At 44.1% G+C, this 23,001-nt stretch carries 21 protein-coding genes and 1 pseudogene; 4 read left to right on the top strand and 18 right to left on the bottom strand.

Annotated elements, in window-relative coordinates; translation table 11 throughout:
- Positions 1-727 precede the first annotated feature (727 nt).
- The 11 genes and pseudogenes from rtcA to GOL65_RS19665 all read right to left on the bottom strand — a co-directional run bounded on the left by rtcA (position 728) and on the right by GOL65_RS19665 (position 11,922).
- The gene (gene rtcA, locus GOL65_RS19715; protein WP_218652061.1) at positions 728-1,753 is read right to left on the bottom strand and encodes an RNA 3'-terminal phosphate cyclase; all 1,026 of its coding nucleotides are present in this window, start codon (positions 1,751-1,753) and stop codon (positions 728-730) included.
- A gap of 41 nt (positions 1,754-1,794) precedes the next feature.
- Positions 1,795-3,018 carry an RtcB family protein gene (locus tag GOL65_RS19710; RefSeq protein WP_140917826.1) on the bottom strand — a complete coding sequence of 408 codons (1,224 nt, stop codon included), beginning with the start codon at positions 3,016-3,018 and terminating at the stop codon, positions 1,795-1,797.
- Between the two features lie 720 nt (positions 3,019-3,738).
- Positions 3,739-5,322 carry a vWA domain-containing protein gene (locus GOL65_RS19705; RefSeq protein ID WP_140917827.1) on the bottom strand — a complete coding sequence of 528 codons (1,584 nt, stop codon included), beginning with the start codon at positions 5,320-5,322 and terminating at the stop codon, positions 3,739-3,741.
- A gap of 349 nt (positions 5,323-5,671) precedes the next feature.
- The gene (gene hxpB / locus GOL65_RS19700) at positions 5,672-6,328 is read right to left on the bottom strand and encodes a hexitol phosphatase HxpB (RefSeq protein ID WP_140917828.1); all 657 of its coding nucleotides are present in this window, start codon (positions 6,326-6,328) and stop codon (positions 5,672-5,674) included.
- Positions 6,306-7,109 (bottom strand): DeoR/GlpR family DNA-binding transcription regulator, encoded by an 804-nt coding sequence (locus GOL65_RS19695; protein ID WP_140917829.1) that lies wholly within the window; start codon positions 7,107-7,109, stop codon positions 6,306-6,308. Before GOL65_RS19695 ends, hxpB begins: the two co-directional genes overlap by 23 nt.
- Positions 7,099-7,749, bottom strand: a complete 651-nt coding sequence (locus GOL65_RS19690) for a beta/alpha barrel domain-containing protein (protein ID WP_140917830.1) — start codon at positions 7,747-7,749, stop codon at positions 7,099-7,101. Before GOL65_RS19690 ends, GOL65_RS19695 begins: the two co-directional genes overlap by 11 nt.
- Before the next feature lie 2 nt (positions 7,750-7,751).
- Entirely contained in the window at positions 7,752-8,198 is a 447-nt protein-coding gene (locus GOL65_RS19685) for a PTS sugar transporter subunit IIA (protein WP_140918401.1), read from the bottom strand.
- A 126-nt stretch (positions 8,199-8,324) separates the two neighbouring features.
- Positions 8,325-9,131: a BtpA/SgcQ family protein gene (locus GOL65_RS19680; protein WP_140917831.1), complete on the bottom strand. Its 807-nt coding sequence runs from the start codon at positions 9,129-9,131 to the stop codon at positions 8,325-8,327.
- A 50-nt stretch (positions 9,132-9,181) separates the two neighbouring features.
- Positions 9,182-10,496, bottom strand: a pseudogene (gene sgcC, locus GOL65_RS19675) (PTS sugar transporter subunit IIC SgcC).
- A 13-nt stretch (positions 10,497-10,509) separates the two neighbouring features.
- Positions 10,510-10,788 carry a PTS sugar transporter subunit IIB SgcB gene (sgcB, locus tag GOL65_RS19670; protein ID WP_140917832.1) on the bottom strand — a complete coding sequence of 93 codons (279 nt, stop codon included), beginning with the start codon at positions 10,786-10,788 and terminating at the stop codon, positions 10,510-10,512.
- Between the two features lie 42 nt (positions 10,789-10,830).
- Entirely contained in the window at positions 10,831-11,922 is a 1,092-nt protein-coding gene (locus GOL65_RS19665; RefSeq protein WP_140917833.1) for a M42 family metallopeptidase, read from the bottom strand.
- A gap of 367 nt (positions 11,923-12,289) precedes the next feature.
- On the opposite strand from GOL65_RS19665, the gene eco reads away from it, so the two are divergent.
- Together eco and dauA are read left to right on the top strand one after the other, a co-directional pair.
- A complete protein-coding gene (gene eco / locus GOL65_RS19660) occupies positions 12,290-12,826 on the top strand; it encodes a serine protease inhibitor ecotin (RefSeq protein ID WP_140918402.1) in 537 nt (178 codons plus the stop codon).
- A gap of 516 nt (positions 12,827-13,342) precedes the next feature.
- On the top strand, positions 13,343-15,043 hold the full coding sequence (dauA, locus tag GOL65_RS19655) for a C4-dicarboxylic acid transporter DauA (protein WP_140917834.1): 1,701 nt from the start codon (positions 13,343-13,345) through the stop codon (positions 15,041-15,043).
- A 78-nt stretch (positions 15,044-15,121) separates the two neighbouring features.
- On the opposite strand, the gene GOL65_RS19650 is transcribed toward dauA, so the two are convergent.
- The 7 genes from GOL65_RS19650 to hemA all read right to left on the bottom strand — a co-directional run bounded on the left by GOL65_RS19650 (position 15,122) and on the right by hemA (position 21,186).
- Complete coding sequence (locus tag GOL65_RS19650) at positions 15,122-15,502, bottom strand: DUF1090 domain-containing protein (protein WP_140917835.1); 381 nt, start codon at positions 15,500-15,502, stop codon at positions 15,122-15,124.
- Positions 15,503-15,788: 286 nt separating this feature from the next.
- Positions 15,789-16,643: a 3-deoxy-8-phosphooctulonate synthase gene (gene kdsA, locus GOL65_RS19645; protein WP_140917836.1), complete on the bottom strand. Its 855-nt coding sequence runs from the start codon at positions 16,641-16,643 to the stop codon at positions 15,789-15,791.
- Between the two features lie 58 nt (positions 16,644-16,701).
- Positions 16,702-17,517: an invasion regulator SirB1 gene (sirB1, locus tag GOL65_RS19640; RefSeq protein ID WP_140917837.1), complete on the bottom strand. Its 816-nt coding sequence runs from the start codon at positions 17,515-17,517 to the stop codon at positions 16,702-16,704.
- Entirely contained in the window at positions 17,514-17,906 is a 393-nt protein-coding gene (locus GOL65_RS19635) for a SirB2 family protein (protein ID WP_140917838.1), read from the bottom strand. The genes sirB1 and GOL65_RS19635 overlap by 4 nt, the downstream gene beginning before the upstream one ends.
- Positions 17,907-17,954: 48 nt before the next feature.
- A complete protein-coding gene (prmC, locus tag GOL65_RS19630; RefSeq protein WP_140917839.1) occupies positions 17,955-18,791 on the bottom strand; it encodes a peptide chain release factor N(5)-glutamine methyltransferase in 837 nt (278 codons plus the stop codon).
- Positions 18,792-18,800: 9 nt separating this feature from the next.
- Positions 18,801-19,886 (bottom strand): peptide chain release factor 1, encoded by a 1,086-nt coding sequence (gene prfA / locus GOL65_RS19625; protein WP_140917840.1) that lies wholly within the window; start codon positions 19,884-19,886, stop codon positions 18,801-18,803.
- Between the two features lie 37 nt (positions 19,887-19,923).
- Complete coding sequence (gene hemA / locus GOL65_RS19620; protein WP_140918403.1) at positions 19,924-21,186, bottom strand: glutamyl-tRNA reductase; 1,263 nt, start codon at positions 21,184-21,186, stop codon at positions 19,924-19,926.
- Between the two features lie 239 nt (positions 21,187-21,425).
- Between hemA and lolB the strand changes: the two genes are divergently transcribed.
- A complete protein-coding gene (lolB, locus tag GOL65_RS19615) occupies positions 21,426-22,052 on the top strand; it encodes a lipoprotein insertase outer membrane protein LolB (protein ID WP_140917841.1) in 627 nt (208 codons plus the stop codon).
- Positions 22,049-22,891, top strand: a complete 843-nt coding sequence (ispE, locus tag GOL65_RS19610; protein WP_140917842.1) for a 4-(cytidine 5'-diphospho)-2-C-methyl-D-erythritol kinase — start codon at positions 22,049-22,051, stop codon at positions 22,889-22,891. The genes lolB and ispE overlap by 4 nt, the downstream gene beginning before the upstream one ends.
- The last annotated feature ends 110 nt before the right edge of the window (positions 22,892-23,001 follow it).

Below are 23,001 nucleotides of genomic sequence, written 5' to 3'. Positions count from 1 at the left end.
ACTTCCAAGTAATAGAGACGGGACTCAGATATTCTGAATTATTGTTTTTTAAGAAAAATAACTATCCACTTACAACAAAGTATCGTAGTAGAGTTTACAAGTAATTATCTAAGTCCATTCCATTTAATAATACATTAGCACGTATTACTAATGAGATTTAATATTAAATTGAAAGTGAAATCAAAATAAATCGTTATTAACATTCGATCATTAAAAAACAATCGAAACCACCAATTAAACATCAAGCCGAATAATTAAACTAAAAATAATCAATAAGTTATAATTAATCCAAAGCATTGTAAATTAGTAATTACTTATATCAAGTAAGCCATTATTTATATTTTTATATAATTATTAATTTAAAATAATCATATTGAAAACAGAATTATAACTTATCAATCAATATGTAAATTAAAAATAATGAAAATATAAAAAACTGAATTTAAAAGGTAGATGAAAATAAATATTACCAAAACAAACAGGAAAATATATAAGTAAAATCTTATTTATTTACTTTTTAATTAGGGATAACCGATATTTAAAATAAGCTGTATCTTAAAAAATGCAAATCATCACGTTTTTCAAAACATCATGTTATTTTTCAAATTAATTCCTAATACGTTACTCAATATTTTTGCTGAAAAACCAAAGGCACTCCATATTGGAGTGCCTTTGTCAGAGTCTTGTACTACTCATATCTATCGTCAGGCTTATTGCAACAGCAATTTCACTGCTTTTGTATGGTTACTTCAGTTCCCTGATCTACCGATTGAATATCAATACGGCAATTTAAAAACTGACAGATGACTAAAGCGTTAGTAGAGAGATGATCGGTTATCTCAGAGGTAGTAAAACTTCCTTCCCCCGCTATCGCCATTGGCAATAGTAATTGATCGGCTAAATACTCACCCACCGCCGCTGTCGACGTCAAATAGGCTTGTGCTTCATCACAAGCTTCTTGTGCCACCTTGGCTGCTGCTTTGCCCTTAGTACCAATGGTGCAAAATAGTTCTGTTAAATGTTCAAATTGCAATTTCACCAACAGGGCATTACCGGCACACCTTGCTGAAGACACGTCAACTGAACTTAACTTTGATTCTTCAACTTTTAGCTGCTGTTTTACGATATTCAATTCTCTGCGAGCAACTGAATCAGGTACATCAGCAATCAGGGATTGTGCACCAATCTCAATCAGCTTACCGCGCTGAAGCAGATGTAATGTTTGCCATTGTTTGACGGGATAAACAGTAATCTCAACCTCACCACCACCTGCAGGATAAAAACCACAGCGATGTACCAATAAGGTTGATTTCGCCCCCATTCTATCCATTAGTGGCAACCAAACCTGCTGTAGAAAACTGGTTGATGGCGCCATAGGGTTATGGGTACCACCACTCAATCTAACCCTACTTTCACCATTGGCTGACCATAAGGCCGGTAACAGCGTCTGTAATACCAAGGCACAACTGCCCGCGCCACCCAAATCAAACTGATAGTCTCCGGACTTAATTTGGCCCGGAATAAACGTTAATTCCGTTGAATTTAATGTTGCACCACTTACCTGAGCAGCACAAATCTGCTGCGCAGCCAGAATGGCGGTTAGATGTTGGCGCATAATACCGGGCTTACTTCGCCCGGCACGAATATGAGTAAAACGTACGGCTTTACCCGTGAGCATCGACAGCGACAATCCGCTGCGGAGAATTTGTCCTCCGCCTTCACCTTTTGAACCATCAATTTCAATCCATTGCACTTTAAGTTCCTTTTCAATTTTATACTCAGAGCATCAGATGGTTACCCTTTAACGCAAACTACCTGTTTTAAAGTATGAACAATCTCTACCAACTCTGACTGTGCAGTCATCACTGCATCAATATCTTTATAGGCCATAGGTATCTCATCAATAACATCTGAGTCTTTACGGCATTCAACGCCTGCTGTGGCCTTGATCTGATCTTCTATTGAAAAACGACGTTTGGCTTCGGTACGGCTCATAGTCCGACCCGCTCCGTGACTACAGGAGCAGAACGCGTCCGGGTTACCTTTTCCACGTACGATAAAGGATCTGGCACCCATCGAGCCTGGAATGATACCCAACTCACCGGTCTGAGCACTCACTGCACCTTTACGAGTTACCAATACATCCTGACCGAAATGCTGCTCTTTCTGTACATAGTTATGGTGGCAGTTCACCGCTTCCATTTCTAAAGTAAAGGGTTTAGTAATTACACTACGTACCGCCGCAATCACATTATTCATCATCGTTTCACGATTTAAGCGGGCATAACGCTGCGCCCAATCAACGGCAAAAACGTAATCGTTATAATGCTCACTACCTTCAACCAGATAAGCTAAATCCTGATGCGGCAGATTAATAAAATGTCGTTGCATATCTTTTTTCGCCAGTTCAATAAACAGACTTCCGATAGCATTACCGATACCGCGTGAACCAGAGTGCAACATAAACCACACTGCCTGATTCTCATCCAGACAAACCTCGATAAAGTGGTTACCGGTTCCCAGCGTTCCTAAGTGAACGCGGTTGTTAGTATTTTTCAACTTAGGATACTTATCAATAATCTGCTTAAAGTCAGGGTCTAACTGCAACCATGCACGGTTTACCACTTCAGGCACATCATTCCAGGCTCCTTTATCTCGCTTGGAGCGATTCACTTCTCGTCCGTGTGGTACCGCTCGTTCTATGGCATCACGCACCGCAGATAAGTTATCCGGTAAATCGCTGGCATGCAGGGAGGTTCTCACTGCAATCATTCCACAACCGATATCCACCCCTACCGCAGCAGGGATAATTGCTCCTATGGTAGGAATCACAGACCCAATGGTTGAACCTTTACCCAAATGCACATCCGGCATCACTGCAATATGTTTAAAGATAAACGGCATTTTTGCGGTGTTCTCTAACTGACGTTTAGCTTCGTCTTCAACCGGAACTCCCTGAGTCCACATTTTTACCGGACGGCCATTCTCAACGTTCATTACCTGAATTGAGGGTTTCATTATTTATCCTTTATTCTCTTCCATTTCGTCGTTTGTCTTGTCATTTCAACAAACGGTATTGATAAGGTCGGGCGACAAGTTTTGGTGAAACATTCACAATGCTCTATCCAACTGAGCTACGGAACCTGGTTAGATTCCGGCGGGAGTTGAACCCGCGACCTTTGCATTAGGATGTAGTTCCACTGGCATTCGCCCTGTATTTAGCTGCGGTAACAAGTATTGTACGAAACACTCGCTCTACCAATTTGAGCTATTGCTGATTACTCAGTAACCCGGACTCGAACCGGGAACACTGTAGTTTCGCGCGCATTTACCGCTTATTCGTAAGCAAACCGATAACAACCAGTGATGCAGAGATATCTCCTTACGGAGGCCGGGTTCGAACCGGCTAAACCATGTAATCTCTACGAGCATTTGTTACCTGTTTACGTTGTTCTGCAATTGTTCTAACCATTACTTTAACTATTTAATCTGACTCTGGCCCTGAAAAAGCGGAGGACAAAAGTGATGAAACGTAGTGGATGCAAGCATCCGGTGCTCTGCCTCTGAGCTACGGTTCCATTGTGACGGAACCGACGGGATTCGAACCCGTGACCTCCTCATTCGTAGTGATGTAGTTCCATCGGCATTCCTCCTTTATCAGGAGTGGCATAACATTATGATGATCGGGAAGACAAATCTCTTATTACCCGCTTTTAGCTGTTATGCCACGATGCTCAGTTACTGTGACAATGTCACTTTATCAATTTCACCTAACCAATGTTCAGATTGCATTTGTCCCTGAGAAAATGCGCTAATCATCTGAAATACCGTGTCGGAAAAACCACCAATATTCAGAATGTCTTCTCGTTCCCAGGCCTGTGTCGTGGCATAGGGTTGGATATCCAGACAAATTAGTCTGGCCGACGGATTAAAACGTTTAAACATCTCCCATTGGCGCATAGTCTCAGTTGCGCCACTTCCCTGACGATTAATACTTCCCCAGGATTCGTTATCCGAAACCAGCAGTACGACATCAGCACGAATACCTTTGGCATTTAACCATTTCAGCGGTGCGCTACAATCTGTTCCACCACCGCAAGCGGCCGCCAGTTTGGTCGCATTAGTCAACACCGTATCCCTTGGGTTCAACACAATCCGATTACTTTCTACCACTTGATACTCAAAAGGTACGATTAACGTATCGCGCTGTTTACGCAGATAAGTGGCCGCAATCAATGCTGCAATATCAACACAGCGAGTTACCGTTGTTGCCCCCGGGCGGTAACCAGTTGCCGGAGAGTGCATTGAACCCGATACATCCGGACACACCACCATTTTTCCTGCTACCGGCAATACGTTTTCTAATGCAATTTCCAACGCATCCTGTAATGCTTCACGCACAACTAGCGGAATATCTTTACTGGCTGACTGATATGCCGTCATTAGCTGATAAGGGAACACTTTTGCCTGCATAATGTTCTTTCTGTCACCCAACTTATCAGCAATCACTTTTGCCATGCCCGGTAATTCAAACACGCCGTGACGAGCAAAGGTGTTCAGATTCATTCGTACCATCTGCCAGCTACCCTGCTTTGCAATTTCTGCCCAGTCTGCCGAGGTTAAATTTAATGACGTTAACATCTGAAACGGCACGGCCGGTAATCCACCTTCATCGCAGTTACCCTGACGTTTATACTGTTCAAACGCGCGAGTAATTGGCGGTAATGCCTTTTCATCATAGGGTTTACCAATTAACCAGGCAAAGAAGGCTTCTCTCCAGCTTTCTTGTGGTTTTGGGTGTACCATTTTTACAACATCAGCCAACGAAGGGTTATTACCTACCGCCGCTGATAACAATGCTTTCTCACTGGCATTATTTAACCAATCCTGCACTAATTTTTTAGGACGTGTACCTAAGGATTTACGTCCCACTGTGTCACTGCGTAATATTTGTACAAAGTTACGCAACATTTTGCCGTTATCCACTACTCGTGGAAATGCCATCGGTAAATACTCTTTTCCCTTAACTGACAGTATGGCTAACAACAATGCCGGCATATCTTTCATATAACCATATTGACGGGAGTACACGGCTATTTTTGCCAGCATTAATGGGTCGACCTGAGCACACAACGACATAACGGTATCTAACTGCATTTCTGCCGAAGCATAATAAGTACCATTTAAACAGCCTGTTGCGGCGTATTGCGCCAATGCATGTTCTGCACTAAAACGGTATGCGGTTCCACCTGCTTCATTCAGATCCTTAGCTTTTGGTAAACTACGACCGGTTAATGATTTAAATAGTTGGATATTCGCCATTCTCATTCTCCTTTGAGACAAATTTAATCTGGTGAGCAGAACGCAATCTTCTTTGTTATCACAATCTATCTATCTTTGATTATCTGTTCTAACGTTGCTGCCCTTCATGCCAGATATATAGCGATAAGCGTGCCAACTTTTAAAAAAGATGAGAGAATAAATTTAATCTATTGAATCATATCAATATTATTTTTTAAATTAATTTTATGAGGATATATTCGCAAAAAACCATTGCGAATTAATTTATCTAATTGGATAGGAAATTATAAAACAGGATAAATATGGCAACGAGGTTTGATTACCACACTGCCATTCTGGATGCTCTTTTCAATGAGAGCCGGGGCGGTATCTATTTTAACTGCTGTATTGCCTGCCAAACTTCGCTTAGCGTATTAACTTGTACATCGGCTAATCCAAATCGCTTATCCTGACGCGCCTCTGGTGCTGGCATAACAATCACTTTCATTTGCGCTGCTTTCGCCGCTACCATACCGTTTACCGCGTCTTCAATCACGATACAGTCTTCCGGATTGACGCTGAGTATATCTGCCGCCTGCAAAAAGACAACCGGATGAGGCTTACCGTTGATCATGCCTTCAGCAGATATTTGATGAGAAAAGTAATGGCTGATATTTAAGGCATCTAATACGCGGGCAATTTGCTTTTGTGGTGAAGAAGACGCAACAACCATTGGCAAACCATGTTGTTGAATAGTTTCCAGCAATTCAACTACTCCTGGCATCGGTTGAGGATTAGTCTGTATTCGACGGCCAACTTCAGTAACGATTTCTTCTGCGCGGTGTGAAACCTCTTCCAACGGGAGTGAATAACGATGATGGTATTCTGTCAGCTGTTTATCGATACGAATACCGGCGCTATCTTTAAAATCTTCGTCGCCTAAATGAACACCATAACACTGCAAATAAATCTCTTTTTCCACTTTGACCCAGACAGGCTCGGAATCCACCAGTACACCATCCATATCAAAGATAATAGCCGTCGTCATACCCTCTTTCTCCCGCTCTGATGATATTAATTCCTGCCTGCCGGTAACGTTGAAACGTCTCCTCTGGCAGTAATGCATCGGTAATAATACAGGTCATAGAGAGCAACGTCGCCACACTGTGAGGTTTTATCTGATCAAATTTACTGTGATCCGCCAGTAATACCACCTGTCGGGCCCGCTGGATCAGCATTTTTTTTACCCCAACCTCAAAAACGGTGGAATTGGTTATCCCACTCTCCAGAGATAATGCATCACAAGACATAAAGGTTTTATCCGCTGAAAATAACTTCAACATATCAACGGCTAAGCTTTCACCTACAGAAAAATACCCGGAGCGAATCATACCGCCAACGATATAGCTTTCCAGTTGGTTATAACATCCCAACTGATTGGCTATTTTTACATCAGTGGTAATCACTTTAGCAGAGATGTCCGACAGCCGCTTAGCCAGCTCCAGACAGGTTGATCCGGAATCCAACAGAATGCAGTCATCCGGCTTTATCATGTTACGGGCAAACTGAGCAATATCCTGTTTAGCCACTCGTTGAATACTCTGCTTGACGTCAAAAATGTACTCTTGATCGACGGTGGTTTTATCAAAAACGATACCACCATGGCAACGGACCATTCCCGGATAGCCATCCACAATAATCTGAAAATCTCGTCTGACAGACGCTTCAGCATAACCAAACAGTTCAACTGCCTGACGCGTCTCTATCTTTTTATGTTGCCACAGATAGTGCAAAATATTACGCATTCGATCGGAACGTTTATCGCTCATCCCCAACCTCCCGAAAAGTATTGACGTTTGCTACATAATCTTCTGAATCAAATAGCGCTCGTCCCAGCACCAGATGTCGTGCTCCGGCAGCATGCAGTTTGTTAGCTGTTGCGAGCGTAATACCACCATCGGCCCAAATTTCTATGTCTTTAAACAGTGATGTAGCCTGCGCAACTTTATCAATCAGCAGCGGATTAAAACGCTGCCCCATACCATCAGGTTCACTGGTCATAATCATTAGGCTATCTGCCAGTGAAGCCAGATAAGAGTAAGGTGCCAGTGGCGTTGCGGGATTGAACGCCAGCCCGGCTTTGCTCCCGATACCTTTGATTAAGGTCAGAATTTCGGCTGGATTCGCCAGTGTTTCAACATGAACAAATATCCAGGCAGGATTAAGTGGTTTCAGCCACTCAATCCACGGGAAAGGATCGCCGACCATTAGATGAAACGACAAAGGGTGATGTGTAGCCCCCGAAACCTGAGTAACGGTTTTTAAACCAAAGGTGATATTCCGAATAAAGCTGCTGTCTTCAATATCCAAATGTATCGAACCTATAGTTGCTTCATTCAACTGATCGAGAGTTTTCCCTAACTCAAGCTGACAGGCAGAGGCCAGTGAAGGATGAATGGTGGTTAACATAGTCAGATATCCACGGTTGCCGAAGCTAATAATCGATAAAGTTCATTATCATTTCTGGCCTGCTGAATTTGTGTTATCAGTACTGAATTATCCAACAGAGAAGCAATGGCCTGAATAGTCTTGATGTGCTGTTCAGCATCGGTTGCGCTTACGCAAATAAGCAGCCAGATGGGGTCGCATTCGTCATGACCAAAACTCACAGGTTGCGACAAGGTGGTAAATGCCACGCCGTTACGGATAGCCCCTTGCTGTGGCCGCGCATGAGGTAAGGCAATTCCCGGTGCAATCAAATAGTAGGGTCCATACTCCCGCGTATTATCAATAATGCCCTGTATATACTCTGTTTTTGCATAGCCAAGCTCAATCAAAGGGTTGGCTGCCAGCGCCACGGCTTCAGCCCATGATTCAGCATGGCGTAAAGCCTGCGCGGCTTTACAATCCTCAATCAACATCGTTGACTCCTTTAACCATTAGGTTATTGTAATATTCCCCCGAAGGTACTTTTGGCGAAGACTTCGGGGGAATAGCCTGTTCAATGGCTAACTTCCGGGGGTAAGCACTTTGCTTATCCCTTTTTATTGGCGAATACTACGAACCTTATCCATAAATCGCGCTACACGATCCCCATCGACAAAGTTTTCAAAGATGCCGTCTTTCTTGAAGTGTGTGGCAGTGACGCAACCATCAGCAATGGATAACTGTTCTTCCACGTTTTCCAGACAAACCCCAGTATTTGCCAACACCACCGTGCCAGGTACAGTATCTTTAACTAACTTCAGCGTGGCTGAGTCAGTTTTACTTCCGGCGGTCAAACCTGAAACACAGAGTGCATCCGGACGATTGTTAAATACCGTTGATTTAGCAATAGACTGAATATCCCGATTGCCTAAATAGACTGCGGCTTCCGGCACAATATTAAACAAGGTCTTCACTTTTCCTGCGCCAATTCGTTGCTGGTGCCGGATAGTTTCTCCAACATTAGTATTCCAGACACCAAAATCACTGGCATAAGCACCGGTAAAAATTTCCCGAATAAACTGTGCGTCTACCGCCATCGCCAAATCAAAAGAGGCCACCGGATCCCAGAGTACGTTTACCCCATATGGAACCCGAATTTCTGCCATCAGTTGACCAATAATGCGAGCCATTGCCGCTGAGGTTTCTGGTTTCACTTTGGTTAAGTAAGGCATACTAAACTCATTGGAAAACATCACTGCATCCACTCCGCCGTTTTGTAAAGCGGTCAAATCATCATATGCCCGATCAATCACCCAGCTCATCCCTTTGCTGTTATCAAAACCAGGATCTCCCGGCAATGCTCGAAAATGACACATGGCTATCACCGCTTTTTCTGTGCCAATAACTGACTTAAGCCAACTCATTTCTGTTACTCCTGTTCAATTTAGACATTATAAAAATGGTTAATAATCTTTTATGCCGATAGCTCTTTGGTGCGTAACCACAGCACAATTGCACATACCGAACCCACTGCAATCACCACACCAATAATGCCCATTGCCATTAACTCAACAATCGACCAGCCAAACATATTCCCTACGGATAACGCACTGATTTGCGCACCGTCGGCAGCAAAGCTAAATCCACCATTGCGGGCCATTTCGGTAAAATAAGGGGCGAACTGAGTGGCAATAAGTAATACGGTCATCATGACAATCACACCGCTAATTAAGGTGCGAATCAGGTCACCACGATGAATCACTGTTGCCATACAAATGAAAAATGGTGCGACGGGAAGATCCGCCAGCGGTAATACCTGATTACCGGGTAATACGCTGGCAATTAATAACATAATCGGAATCAGCAACAGTCCGACAGCAATGGTGGTTGGATGCCCCAGCGTCACTGCGGTGTCCAGGCCAATATAAACTTCCCGACCGTGAAGATATTTTTGGAAGAATTTACGCGCACCGTCTGAAATAGGCATTAAACCTTCCACAATCAGGCGGATCATTCGAGGAAATAGCACCATAATTGCCGCGACAGTGATCATCAGTGTCATGGTGCCTTTAAAGTTTTCTCCTGCGGATAAACCAAAAATCAGCCCCAGCACTACACCGATAATCACCGGATCGCCAACCATGCCGAAGCGTTTCTGAATTTCGGTCGCATCAATATTTCGTCCCTTAAGGAACGGAACATAGCTATAAAGTTTATCTAACAGGATAAATAACGGCACTGAACTGGAACCATACCCTTGTGGAATAGAAATCCCTTCCAGCCCAACAATGCTTTGTACTCGTTTCGCCGTCAGATCGGCAATTTTCAGGGAAAGTGCCGCATGGCATATCGCAGCCAGCACACCATAAATCATATTTCCCGTCATCAGTTGAACAACCGAACCGGTAATAGCATAGTGCCAGTAGTTATAAATATCGACGTTCATGGTTTTAGTTAACCGGGTCACCAACATGCCGATATTGAGTAAGAAAATCACCGGAATAATAATGGCGCCAATGGCGGTGGCATAACCAACGCCGGAGGCTGGCCCTGCACCAACATCCAATATATGCAGGTTCAGACCAAAGCGTTCAATCATGATTTTTATCGGTGGGCTGAGGCTATCTATTGCCATAACAATGACTAACCCCATACCAACGAAACCAATACCTACCGTTACCCCCCGCTTTTACCGCTTGCAGAACTGGAATTCTGAAAATCAAACCAATCAGAATCATCACCATGGGTACAAAAACGGTTCCTCCAAGAGACAAAATGTAATCAAACATAACGCCTCCCGCCCTATTGGCTTAGCAGTGCTTTGATTTTTTCTTTAAGCACATCATCATTAATGCCGATTAATAACGGTGCACCGTTCAGCGTGGGAATGCCGTAATCCTTATCCACTTTCATGGACGTCACGATCAAATCCATTCCACTGCAGTTATAAGGGATCTCATTCAGACAACATTGAGATGTGCTCACCGGGATCCCTTGCGCAGTTAAATATTCCTGCAATCGCTGCGCAATCATGGTTGAGGTGGACATGCCTGTTCCACAGGCTACCAATATCTTCTTCATCTTGTTGTACCTCATCATAAGAGAGTTGTTATGTGCCAACGCTTATCTGGCAGCAACAGGGAACTGTTGCCCCTCAATTTGGGCTATGGCGGTTAATAATCGAATGCAATCACTCAGATCGCGGATGCTGGCCACTTCGCTGGGGGAATGGGTATAGCGACAAGGAATAGACAGGCTTGCGTAAGGAATACCGTCTTGCTCCATTTGGATATAACCAGTTTCAGTAATCACGCCCGGAGCCACTTCTCTTTGTACCGGAATCTGATGTTCGGCCGCCGCTTTTTCCAGAAAAGCAATCAGTTTAGGTGGCGTAATAAGACCGGCCAGCGTTCCCCGTCCGTGATAATTCAGACAGGTAATACCCGGGCCTTTATTGATAACCACATCGGAATAATCTGATAAATCGGGGGTATCGCAAGATGGGGTAATATCAATACCTATTGCCATATCCGGATTAACCCGACGTAATACCGGCAAAATCCCCCGAATATTGAATTCCTCTTGTACCGAAGCCACCAGATAAAGCGCAATATCCAGCTCCAGCTGTTCTACTGCTGCGGCAACGCCCAGCAATGCGGTACATCCCAGCCGGTCGTCCAGCGCTTTACTGCAAACCAGATCATTGGCTAAAAGTTGCGGTGGGTTATATAAACATACCGGCGTTCCTACTTTGATTCCCATCCGGGCAGCATCCTGCTTATCTGCTGCACCTATATCAATCCACAGATGTTCAATCCCCGGAGGTTGAGTACGTTCATCGCCTTTACTGAAATGATAAGATTTAATGCCAATACAACCGTGCACCGGGCCGTGTTCACCATCCAGTCTGACAGTGGATCCTGACATGGTAATCTGCGCTGGGCCACCTACTCGCTCAAAACGCAAAAAACCATTCTCTTCAATTTTGCGCACCATGAAGCCCACTTCATCCATATGGGCGAAAATCATCAGCCGAAAAGCATCAGGCGATCGACTACCGTATTGAGCAACGATGTTACCCAGTCGATCCTGCCATACCTGATGAGCGCTCTGACTAAACTGCTGCTGCATAACAGCCGCTATTTTATGCTCGTGGCCAGATATCCCATCCAGCGCCAATAAATTGAGTAAATTTTTTTGCACATCAAAAGTCATATATACGCCCCGTTTCGCTATTTGGGAGGCGCTCAATACCACCTCCATTCAATCAACTACTGAACGTTTATATGCTTCCAATGGCGTTAAAATTGTGACAAATATCACTACTGATTGGTCAAACCCTTACCAATAGTGAGTTCTGTGATTGATTTCAAAATAAAATAATCAATTAAAGTGATTGTTAGCATTATTCACTCACTGGCTTTGATTGCTTTCCATTTAGCTATGGGGTTTATGGCATGGATAATAAGCTGAAGTATGAATTCGACGATTGTAGTAGAAGCATTAACACTATCAGCATATAATGCTTATAATTAGTTTATTTAAAGAAGGAAAATAGCGAATGAAGATTAAGCTCACTCTGATGGCCGCTTTAATTGGTATCTCTACTCATGTATTAGCTGAAACACCAAGCCAAAACCGTATTGGTTCAGCACCTAAAGAAGAAACATCTGTGTCAAAAGAGATTGCTCCAGCCTCTAAATCTCCGGAACTAAAAGAGATCGCCCCTTATCCTGAAGCACAAAAAGGTCAGGTTCGCCACGCCATTTTTCTACCTGCAGTAGAGAATGAAAATAACCTGAAAGTTGAACTGGTGATGGGAAAAGAGATGGAAGTCGACTGTAACCGTCAAATGCTCGGTGGCAAGTTAGAAAACAAAACTCTTGAAGGATGGGGATATAACTATTTCGTTTTAAGTGATGTAAGCGGCCCGGTTTCAACCATGATGGCTTGTCCGGATGGTAAGAAACACAAAGCGCTGGTAACGATTCCCCACGGCGACTTCCTGCAACGCTATAACAGTAAACTGCCTATTGTGATTTATGCGCCACAGGATATTCAGGTTCGTTACCGCATTTGGTCAACCACTGATGAGACTACTGCGGCAGAGATTAAATAAGTTCTGCTATTGTTAACGTGCTTTCAGATACTTTCTGAATTCAGAAGCTCTGTTTGCACGTTATTCCCCTCCTTACTCTCTCCTGTTTAAACCTATTGATATCACAATATGTTTTTTAACCGGTCTGATGGATAATAGCGAGCTAATAGCTATAACCAGATAAAGCAGGTCTTAAGCACTCCCCGTTTCACCCTCCCTTTTTTCGTATGCATTTTTCATATTTATTTAAATTAATTAAATAGTTAGCCCGGTTTGATAACGATCGTTTCAGGTTAAACGCACAGATTGATTTAATCTTGATTTTTAACAGCTGATTTACCCTTAGCAAACAAAGCATTAATTATCTTTTACCGGTTAATACACCGATTATTTTTACTTCACAATGAAATAGTCAGATTCATTGATATACCCCATGCAATAATTTTACAAAGGGAGTATGGTTATCAGATAAATTTGCGACGGGTTACTACAGCCCGCCATTTTTTTAGCTCTATTTTAGGGTCAGGTTATCCCACGATGAAAACGCATGGAATTAACGGTGTCAGACCGTTCAGTGCACTGATTGATGCCTGTTGGCGCGAATCCTATACACTTCAACGTTTCCTTAAAGACATTATTGCCGGTATTACCGTAGGGATTATTGCAATCCCACTGGCAATGGCATTGGCAATCGCCAGTGGAGTACCACCACAATATGGCCTGTATACTTCAGCCATTGCCGGTATAGTCATTGCCGTTACCGGAGGCTCGCGCTACAGCGTTTCAGGGCCAACCGCTGCCTTTGTGGTGATTCTTTATCCGGTATCCCAACAGTTTGGCCTATCTGGCTTATTAATTGCCACTCTGATGTCCGGAGTGTTTTTGGTAATTATGGGGCTGGCTCGTTTTGGTCGTCTGATTGAATATATTCCGATCTCAGTTACCTTAGGCTTCACCTCTGGTATCGGTATTACTATTGCTACCATGCAGATTAAAGATTTCTTTGGTCTGACGCTGGATGTACCGGAACACTACATTGATAAAGTCGTCGCATTGGCTTCTGCTATGCCGACCATCAGTTGGGCGGATACCTTGATTGCCAGCGTAACCTTAGCCGTGCTGATATTATGGCCTCGTTTAAAATTACGCATCCCTGGTCACTTACCTGCGTTGCTGGCAGGAACCGCCGTTATGGCCCTGCTGTCCTGGTTTGGTTATTCGGTTGCCACCATAGGCTCTAAGTTTCATTATCTGATGCCTGATGGCAGCAGCGGCCAGGGCATTCCACCTATTCTTCCTCAGTTTGTACTGCCCTGGAATATTCCGGATATCAGTGGTAAAACCTTTGAGCTCAGTTGGGATACCATTTCTGCTTTACTACCTGCAGCTTTTTCAATGGCTATGTTAGGAGCGATTGAATCACTACTCTGTGCCGTGGTATTGGATGGAATGACCGGTAAAAAACATCATTCTAATGGTGAATTGATTGGTCAGGGACTGGGAAATCTGACGGCGCCATTCTTTGGTGGAATAACTGCCACCGCCGCAATTGCCCGCTCCGCCGCTAACGTGCGTGCGGGGGCCAGTTCCCCTGTTTCTGCTATTGTCCACTCAATATTAGTGATTATGGCGTTACTGGTTTTAGCGCCTGCACTTTCCTATTTGCCTCTGGCAGCCATGTCATCCCTGTTGTTATTAGTGGCATGGAATATGAGCGAAGCGCATAAAGTTATCGATATTTTACGCCGTGCACCAAAAGACGACATTATCGTGATGCTTCTTTGTATGAGCCTCACGGTGCTATTCGATATGGTCATTGCCATCACTGTTGGTATTGTGCTGGCCTCATTACTATTTATGCGCCGAATTGCGCGTATGACGCGCCTATCGGAAATGACCTCGGAGTCAACCCCCGATCGGCTGGTGATGCGGGTTAGCGGCCCTCTGTTCTTTGCCGCAGCAGAAAGAATCTTTAATGAGTTAACACAGCGTATTGAAAACCAACGGGTGATTATCCTGCAATGGGATGCCGTACCAGTACTGGACGCCGGTGGCCTGAGTGCATTCCAACGGTTTATCGATGTTTTACCGGAAGGTACCGAACTGATTAACTGTGATATTCAATATCAACCATTAAAGACACTGGCGCGGGCAGGTATTAAGCCGATTGCCGGTAAACTGGCGTTCTATGCCTCGATGGAAGAGGCGTTGATGGCAGGGTCTGGAATTCCTGATTAATCAGGAAGTCTTGGTAAATAATTATTATAAAGCCCCGTTTTAAACGGGGCTTACATTTCCACTGATAGAATGTATTAACTACAGCGAATTGATTGCTTCATCCAGTTCGGCCTCAGCTTCCTGAAGCTTTTTCTGTTTTTTACTCACTTTGTCAGACTTACCGGAAGCTTTAGCTTCAGCCAGTTCCTGACGACGTTCTTCAACTTTACGCTCTTTATCTGCAATCTTACTCTCTGCATCGGCAATATAGCCTTTATTGCTACAGTGAGCTTTTACATTACTTAATGCGCGTTCTAACCCGGCTAAACGATTCGGATTATTATATTTTTTTGCATATTCGATCTGCTGATTAATTTTCTCCTCTTTTATCGCACAGTAATCTTTACCCGCGTTAGATTCCGCAGCAAAGACGGCCGGAGAAATAATTAAAGGAACAATTAAACAGATTTTCTTAAACATATGCTATCTCCCTGGAAAGCAATTAATTATCCTCAACCCTTTGAGAATTTGGGGATAATAACACGCAAATACCTGTTATCAAGCCATTGAAACAATTAGTAGCACTTACTGATGGATTCTTAACTCAGCTTAATAAAAATATAACTCAATCTTAGTACACGGAAAAATAAATAATCCCTGTTATCAGGATTAATATGTGTTAGAAAATTAATACAGGCACTGTATTTTATATTTAAAAAATAAGGAGAGCCATGGCTCTCCTTATCTGTTAGCTATCACCAGAATATTATTTACTGGTATCCAGTTCCGGGAAGCTCTTAACCAGTTCATCAATGGCTTTCATCTGGGTCAGGAACGGCTCCAGCTTATCCAAAGGCAGCGCGGAAGGACCATCACACTTAGCATGTACAGGATCCGGGTGAGCTTCAATAAACAGACCAGCAATACCAACTGCCATACCGGAACGAGCCAGTTCAGCAACCTGAGCACGACGACCACCAGATGCAGCACCAAATGGATCGCGACACTGTAAGGCGTGTGTTACGTCAAAAATCACTGGATGACCACCTGTTGCCTGCTTCATCACGTTAAAGCCCAACATATCCACAACCAGATTGTCATAACCAAAGTTACTACCACGATCGCAGAGAATAATCTGATCGTTACCGCCTTCTTTAAATTTATCGACGATATTTCCCATCTGACCAGGGCTGACAAACTGTGGCTTTTTAACGTTAATAACCGCACCGGTACGCGCCATGGCTTCCACCAAATCGGTCTGACGAGCAAGGAATGCTGGTAACTGGATTACGTCCACCACATCAGCTACCGGTTGAGCCTGCCAACTTTCGTGTACATCGGTAATAATTTTTACACCAAACGCCTGTTTCAGTTCCTGAAAAATTTTCATTCCCTCTTCCAGGCCCGGGCCACGATAAGAGTGAATAGAAGAACGGTTAGCTTTATCAAAAGAGGCTTTAAAGACATAAGGAATACCTAACTTTTGCGTAACGGTAACGTAATGCTCACAAATACGCATCGCCAGATCCCGTGACTCCAGCACGTTCATACCGCCAAACAGGACAAATGGCAGGTCGTTAGCTACCGGAATGTCACCAATTTTAACTACTTTCTGACTCATGCTGTCTTTTCCTTAATCTCTTTGATTAACAGATTTAACTACCGCTATTGACTACATCTTAATGAAGCGTAACGGTGTTTTGTTCAATATTATTCAACTGTAATTTTATAATCTCAGTCACCGGATCTTCCGGGCACTGCTCTACAAAATAGTTTAAATCTTTTGCTGCAATGTGGTTGCACTCCAGTTGTGCATATATCAAACCACGATCGCGAATCTCATAAGGATCTTCCGGATCAAAACTCAGGGCCAACTCGCTGGCTCTCAAGGCTAATTCCGGTTTGTTCTCTTGCATTAATGCACCTTTCAGAGAACCCAATAAACGTATAATGATTTGACTGTTTTCTGCATCACTCAGGTCATCATTACTCAACCTTGCGCTGATACCCAAATGCCCTTTTAGCCAGACATCCAGAATATGGCTGGTTAGTGTCTCACCGTTCAGTGGGTTAATTACCCAACTGTCACCATCCAACCACTCTGCTTTAATCAATAACTGGGTTGGGAAAATCACCGGATAAAGAGGTATATCCAGTCGATTAGCAATATACATCAATATCAAACCTAATGACGAAGGTGCTCCCTGATGGGTTTTTAACACTTTATCTAACCATAAAGTATCTGACAAATTGTAGACGCCACCTGCACCACCAAATCCCCAGGTATGGTAGAACAACTCCAGTAACTGTTCGAGCTGTAGATCTGCATCCAGATCTTTGGAAATAAGCTCTCTGGCCTTCCCGGCTAACTGGTCTAACTCATAACGAACCTGATCTTCTGGAAAATCATCACGAATTAAACGTGTAATCAGGTAAATACCTTCGCTTAATGGATGATTGTTAAACTCAAAATCAGTTATGCTTCCGCGCTTCATGCATACCCCATAAATAACGGCATTTTATTTGTTGCTAATGTAACTATCAGATACAGGCAGAGTATTGCAGCCATAAAGGCTACTGATTTCACCATCTGACTCCGATCCCGTTTTCCCAAAGCGATATATCCCAAAACGATATAAATCACCACGGCTATCAGCTTCTCAGTTAACCAGGTTCCCTGAACAGAGAATGGATAAAAGTGGGTAATAAAGATTAACACTACACCAGTGCCGAATAGAATAGTGTCATTCAGATGAGGTGCAATCTTAACCCAGCGTTGCTGCATAATGGCAGAGCTACGCCACTTCCAGTAAAAACGCAAAATAAACAGCACAATACTGATTACTGCGGTGAGAACATGTAAATGTTTTACCCATATGTACATATAAAGCTGTTCCTGTTTATTTGGTGTCCGATCGGTGATAATTCAAGTTTAATGTTTAAACCAACGTCCCAGAGTGACTCGCTCATTGCCGCCATAATCCTGATGGGTAGCAATCAATTCAAAACCCCGCTGTTTAAACAAAGCTCGTACCTGCTCCCCCTGCGTCCAGCCGTGTTCCAACAATAGCCAACCGCCAGGTTTAAGATATTCCGGTGCTTGTTCAATAATATGGTCTAAATCGGCAAAACCCTGTTGTGCGGCAATTAATGCGCTGTTTGGTTCATAACGTACATCGCCCTGGCTCAAATGCGGATCGCTTTCATCAATGTAGGGAGGATTGCTAACGATCATATCAAAATAGGCGTCATTCAGCGGCCCAAACCAGTCACCTTGCACAAAATGGACGTTGTTAATGTTCAGATTATCTGCATTATCTTGCGCCAGTGAGACCGCTTCCGCCTGATAATCAATACCCGTCACTGAACTGTCAGGACGCTCATGACCTAACGCCAGCGCAATAGCACCGGTTCCGGTGCCTAAATCCAGAATATCGCAGTCAATGGTAGGTAATCGCTCTAATGCTAACTCGACTAACTTCTCGGTATCCGGGCGGGGAATTAATGTTACCGGTGAAACCTTCAATAATAGCGACCAAAACTCACGGGAACCAACCAGATAGGCAATAGGTTCTCCCTGTAGCCTTCGGCACAACAGTTCGTTAAGACGAGATTCCTGTTGAGCATCCAGCTCTGTTTCGCTAAACGCCATCAGAAATGTACGCGTTTTTCCTGTTACATGCCCCAGCAGGATTTCAGCATCCCGCTTAGGACTGTCACCGCCAGTCAATCTGACGATGGCTTGTTCTAACCATTGATTAAATGTCATGGTGTCAAATTATGCATCCTGCTCAGATAACGCTGCCAGTTGGTCAGCCTGATATTCCTGAACAATAGGTTGAATTAGCATATCCAGCTTCCCTTCCATCACTTCATCTAAACGATAAACTGTCAGGTTGATACGATGGTCAGTTACCCGTCCCTGAGGGAAGTTATAGGTACGATTACGGTCAGAACGGTCACCGGTACCCAATAGGTTACGGCGCGTTGATGCCTCTTCAGACTGACGTTTTTGCATTTCAGCAGCACGAATACGTGCACCTAATACCGAGAGCGCTTTAGCTTTGTTTTTGTGTTGGGAACGTTCATCCTGACACTCCACCACAATACCGGTTGGTAAGTGAGTTATCCGGATAGCAGAGTCGGTGGTGTTAACGTGCTGACCACCCGCACCGGAAGAGCGGAAAGTGTCAATTTTCAGATCCGTCGGGTTAATATCCGGCAGCTCTGCCTCTGGAATTTCGGGCATAACCGCAACGGTACAGGCAGAGGTATGGATACGCCCTTGAGATTCAGTTTCTGGTACGCGCTGTACCCGATGGCCACCAGACTCAAACTTAAGCTGACCATACACACCGTCACCGGTCACTTTAGCAATGATCTCTTTATAACCACCGTGCTCACCGTCATTAGCACTCATAATCTCAACGCGCCAACGACGAGATTCCGCATAACGGCTATACATACGGAACAGATCGCCAGCAAAAATTGCTGCTTCATCACCACCGGTTCCTGCCCGGACTTCAAGATAACAGTTGCGCTCATCATCCGGATCTTTTGGCAGCAACAATACCTGAAGCTGTTGCTCCAGCGTTTCAATTTGCTGTTTGGCCTCATCGATCTCTTCCTGAGCCATTTCACGCATTTCAGGGTCGGCCAGCATCATTTCGGCTGCAACCAGATCCTCTTGCACTTTCTGCCACTGACGAAAACAATTGGTGACATCTTCCAGTTGTGCATATTCCCGCGAAAGCGCACGGAATCTATCCTGATCGGCAATCACAGACGCATCGCCCAGATGAGCCTGTACTTCTTCGTGACGCTCTTGTAATGCTTCTAATTTAGCAACAATAGAAGGTTTCATGCGTGGCTAAACACCTTGTGAATAAAATAAAAGAAAACTAATACTGATCGAGCCCGAGGCTGTCACGTAATACATTTAATTGTTCCAGATCGCCGCTGCTTGCCGCTTTCTGGAGAGATTTGGTTGGTGCGTGAATAAGACGGTTGGTAAGTTTATGGGCCAGTTCGTTAATGGTGCTTTCAACATCAGCCCCCTGTTCAATGGAGGATAAGGCTTTTTCCACTAATTCTTCCCGAATACCATCCGCCATTGAACGGTAATCCCGAATAGAAGAGACCGCAGACTGTGAGCGCATCCATGCCATAAAGTTGGCGCTTTCCTGCTGAACGATATCTTCAGCCTGAACGGCGGCCGCTTTACGCTGTGATAAATTATGCTCAATAATCGCATGCAAATCGTCAACGGTATAGAGATAGACGTTTGACAGATTACCTACTTCGGGTTCGATATCACGCGGTACGGCAATATCAATAAATAACATTGGCTGATTACGACGTGCTTTCAGCGAGCGCTCAACCATTCCTTTACCAATAATAGGTAACGGACTGGCGGTTGAACTGATAACAATATCTGCTTTATATAAGCGTTCATCAATTTCAGGCAAGGTGATAACGTCTGCCTGCACTTCATCCGCCAACTGTTGCGCTCTTTCCCGCGTACGGTTGGCGATAACCATTTTTTTAACCTGATGTTCGCGTAAATAACGAGCCACCAACTCAATGGTTTCACCGGCGCCAACCAGCAGGACATTCACGTCGCTCATTGATTCGAAAATCTGACGAGCCAGCGTGCAGGCGGCAAAAGCAACCGACACCGCACTGGAGCCAATTTCGGTTTCTGTACGAACGCGTTTCGCGACAGAGAATGATTTTTGAAATAAGCGCTCAAGCTCCGTGTTTAACTTACGATGTTCCTGCGACTCGGCAAAAGCTTTCTTTACCTGCCCCAATATTTGAGGTTCGCCCAACACCAAAGAATCTAACCCGCTGGCAACACGCATTAAGTGATTGACTGCATCAGAATCCTGATGCCAGTACAGACTTTTAGTTAATTCTTCTGGCGATAACTGATGATACTGGCATAACCATTTAATCAGTTGTTGCAGTGTATTTTCATCCTGCTCAACGCTTAAATACAGCTCGGTCCGGTTACACGTAGACAACACGACACCGCCCTGCACCAAAGGTTGGTGGTGCAGGCTTTGCAATGCATCACCTAATGTATCCGGAGAAAAGGTAACCTTTTCCCTCAATGATACCGGGGCAGTTTTATGATTGATTCCAAGTGCAAACAGCGTCATGAAATAGTTATAGTTATTGTAGATTCTCAGTTGAATCGGTATTTCGTTGGCATATTCTACTTGATGCTGACTACCAATAAAAGTCACTACTTATCGTGAGAGTGTGTTTGCAGGATTTATCGGCATAAAACAGATATACTTTATGTCATCAATTTTTACCCGAAATAACAATCCGATTGACGTTTTACCTTAAGGTCATTAGCGTTATCGGTTATCGACAGGATCCCGGCGAGAACATCATGACATTTACACGGACTTCTACTTTTCTAAAACTGATCCCTTTAGCCAGCATATTTCTGACTGCCTGTACGTTAACCGGTCAACAAGGTACGGCGGTTTCGCCTTCTTCACCTGAGTGGCAAAAACACCAACAGCAAGTGACTGCGCTCACTCAATATCAAACTCGTGGTGCTTTTGCGTATCTTTCGTCTGAACAAAAAGTGTATGCCCGATTCTTTTGGCAACAGCAGAATCCTGACCAGTATCGTTTAGTATTAACCAATCCATTAGGTAATACCGTCATGGAACTAAACGTCCAGCCAGGTCTGGTACAGTTAACTGACGATCAAGGCCAACGTTATGTCAGCGATGATGCAGAGAAAATGATCCAGGAAATGACCGGTATGTCTATTCCACTAAACAATATGCGTAAGTGGATGCTTGGCCTGCCAGCCGATGCAAAAAACTACACCCTGACGCCAGAAGCCCGTCTGCATAAAGTGACACTGGAACAAAACGGACAAACCTGGACTGTTGACTATCAGGCTTATAATCAAGACGTTCAGCCAGCCCTGCCGAGCCGTCTGGAAATATCCCACGACGAAGAACGAATCAAATTGAAGATGGACAACTGGACGCTGCAATGATGGTTGACTGGCCCTCACCCGCCAAACTAAATCTGTTTTTGTATATTAATGGCCGTCGCCCTGACGGCTATCACGATTTACAAACACTGTTTCAGTTTCTTAATTATGGTGACACACTTAATTTTGCATTACGTACAGATGAGAAAATTATCTTATTAACACCCATTAGCGGTGTTCCTGATGAGCAAAACTTGATTATCCGTGCGGCCCGAATGTTACAACAGTTCAGTGGTTGTCATGTCGGTGCTGATATTTCCATTAACAAAGTTTTACCTATGGGCGGCGGCCTTGGCGGTGGTTCCTCTAATGCAGCAACGGTACTTGTCGCCCTCAACCACTTGTGGAAATGCGGGCTGACAACAGAACAATTGTGTAAAATTGGATTAACGCTGGGTGCTGATGTTCCGGTATTTATTTATGGGCATGCTGCTTTTGCTGAAGGCGTTGGTGAAAAATTACAACTCGCCCAACCAAAAGAGAAATGGTATTTAGTTGCTCACCCGGGCGTTCATATTCCCACACCCTTTATCTTTAACGATCCGGATCTGGTTAGAAATACGCCAAAACGTACTCTCACCACACTTTTGGACTCACCTTTTTTAAATGATTGTGAACCAATCGCAAGAAAAAGGTTCCCCGAGGTTGAACAGCTCATTTCTTGGCTGTTAGAATATGCTCCATCACGTCTAACAGGAACAGGTGCTTGTGTATTTTCGGAATTCGATACACAGGCGGCGGCTGTTGACGTGTTAAAACAAGCCCCTGAGTGGTTACATGGTTTTGTTGCGCAAGGTGTCAATACCTCACCGTTGCAAGCTGTACTCTCAAGGCAAGAATGAGCACTACTTTAAATGTTGTAACCAAAGCTATTCTGGAGTCAGCCCTGTTTACAGCATTTTGTGGTCTCTATTTCCGTATATCATCAATGGGTCAGCTCTATCCCTGCCCG

The sequence above is a fragment of the Limnobaculum xujianqingii genome (assembly GCF_013394855.1).
GTDB lineage: Bacteria > Pseudomonadota > Gammaproteobacteria > Enterobacterales > Enterobacteriaceae > Limnobaculum > Limnobaculum xujianqingii.
This window is presented reverse-complemented; position numbering and strand designations above follow the sequence as displayed.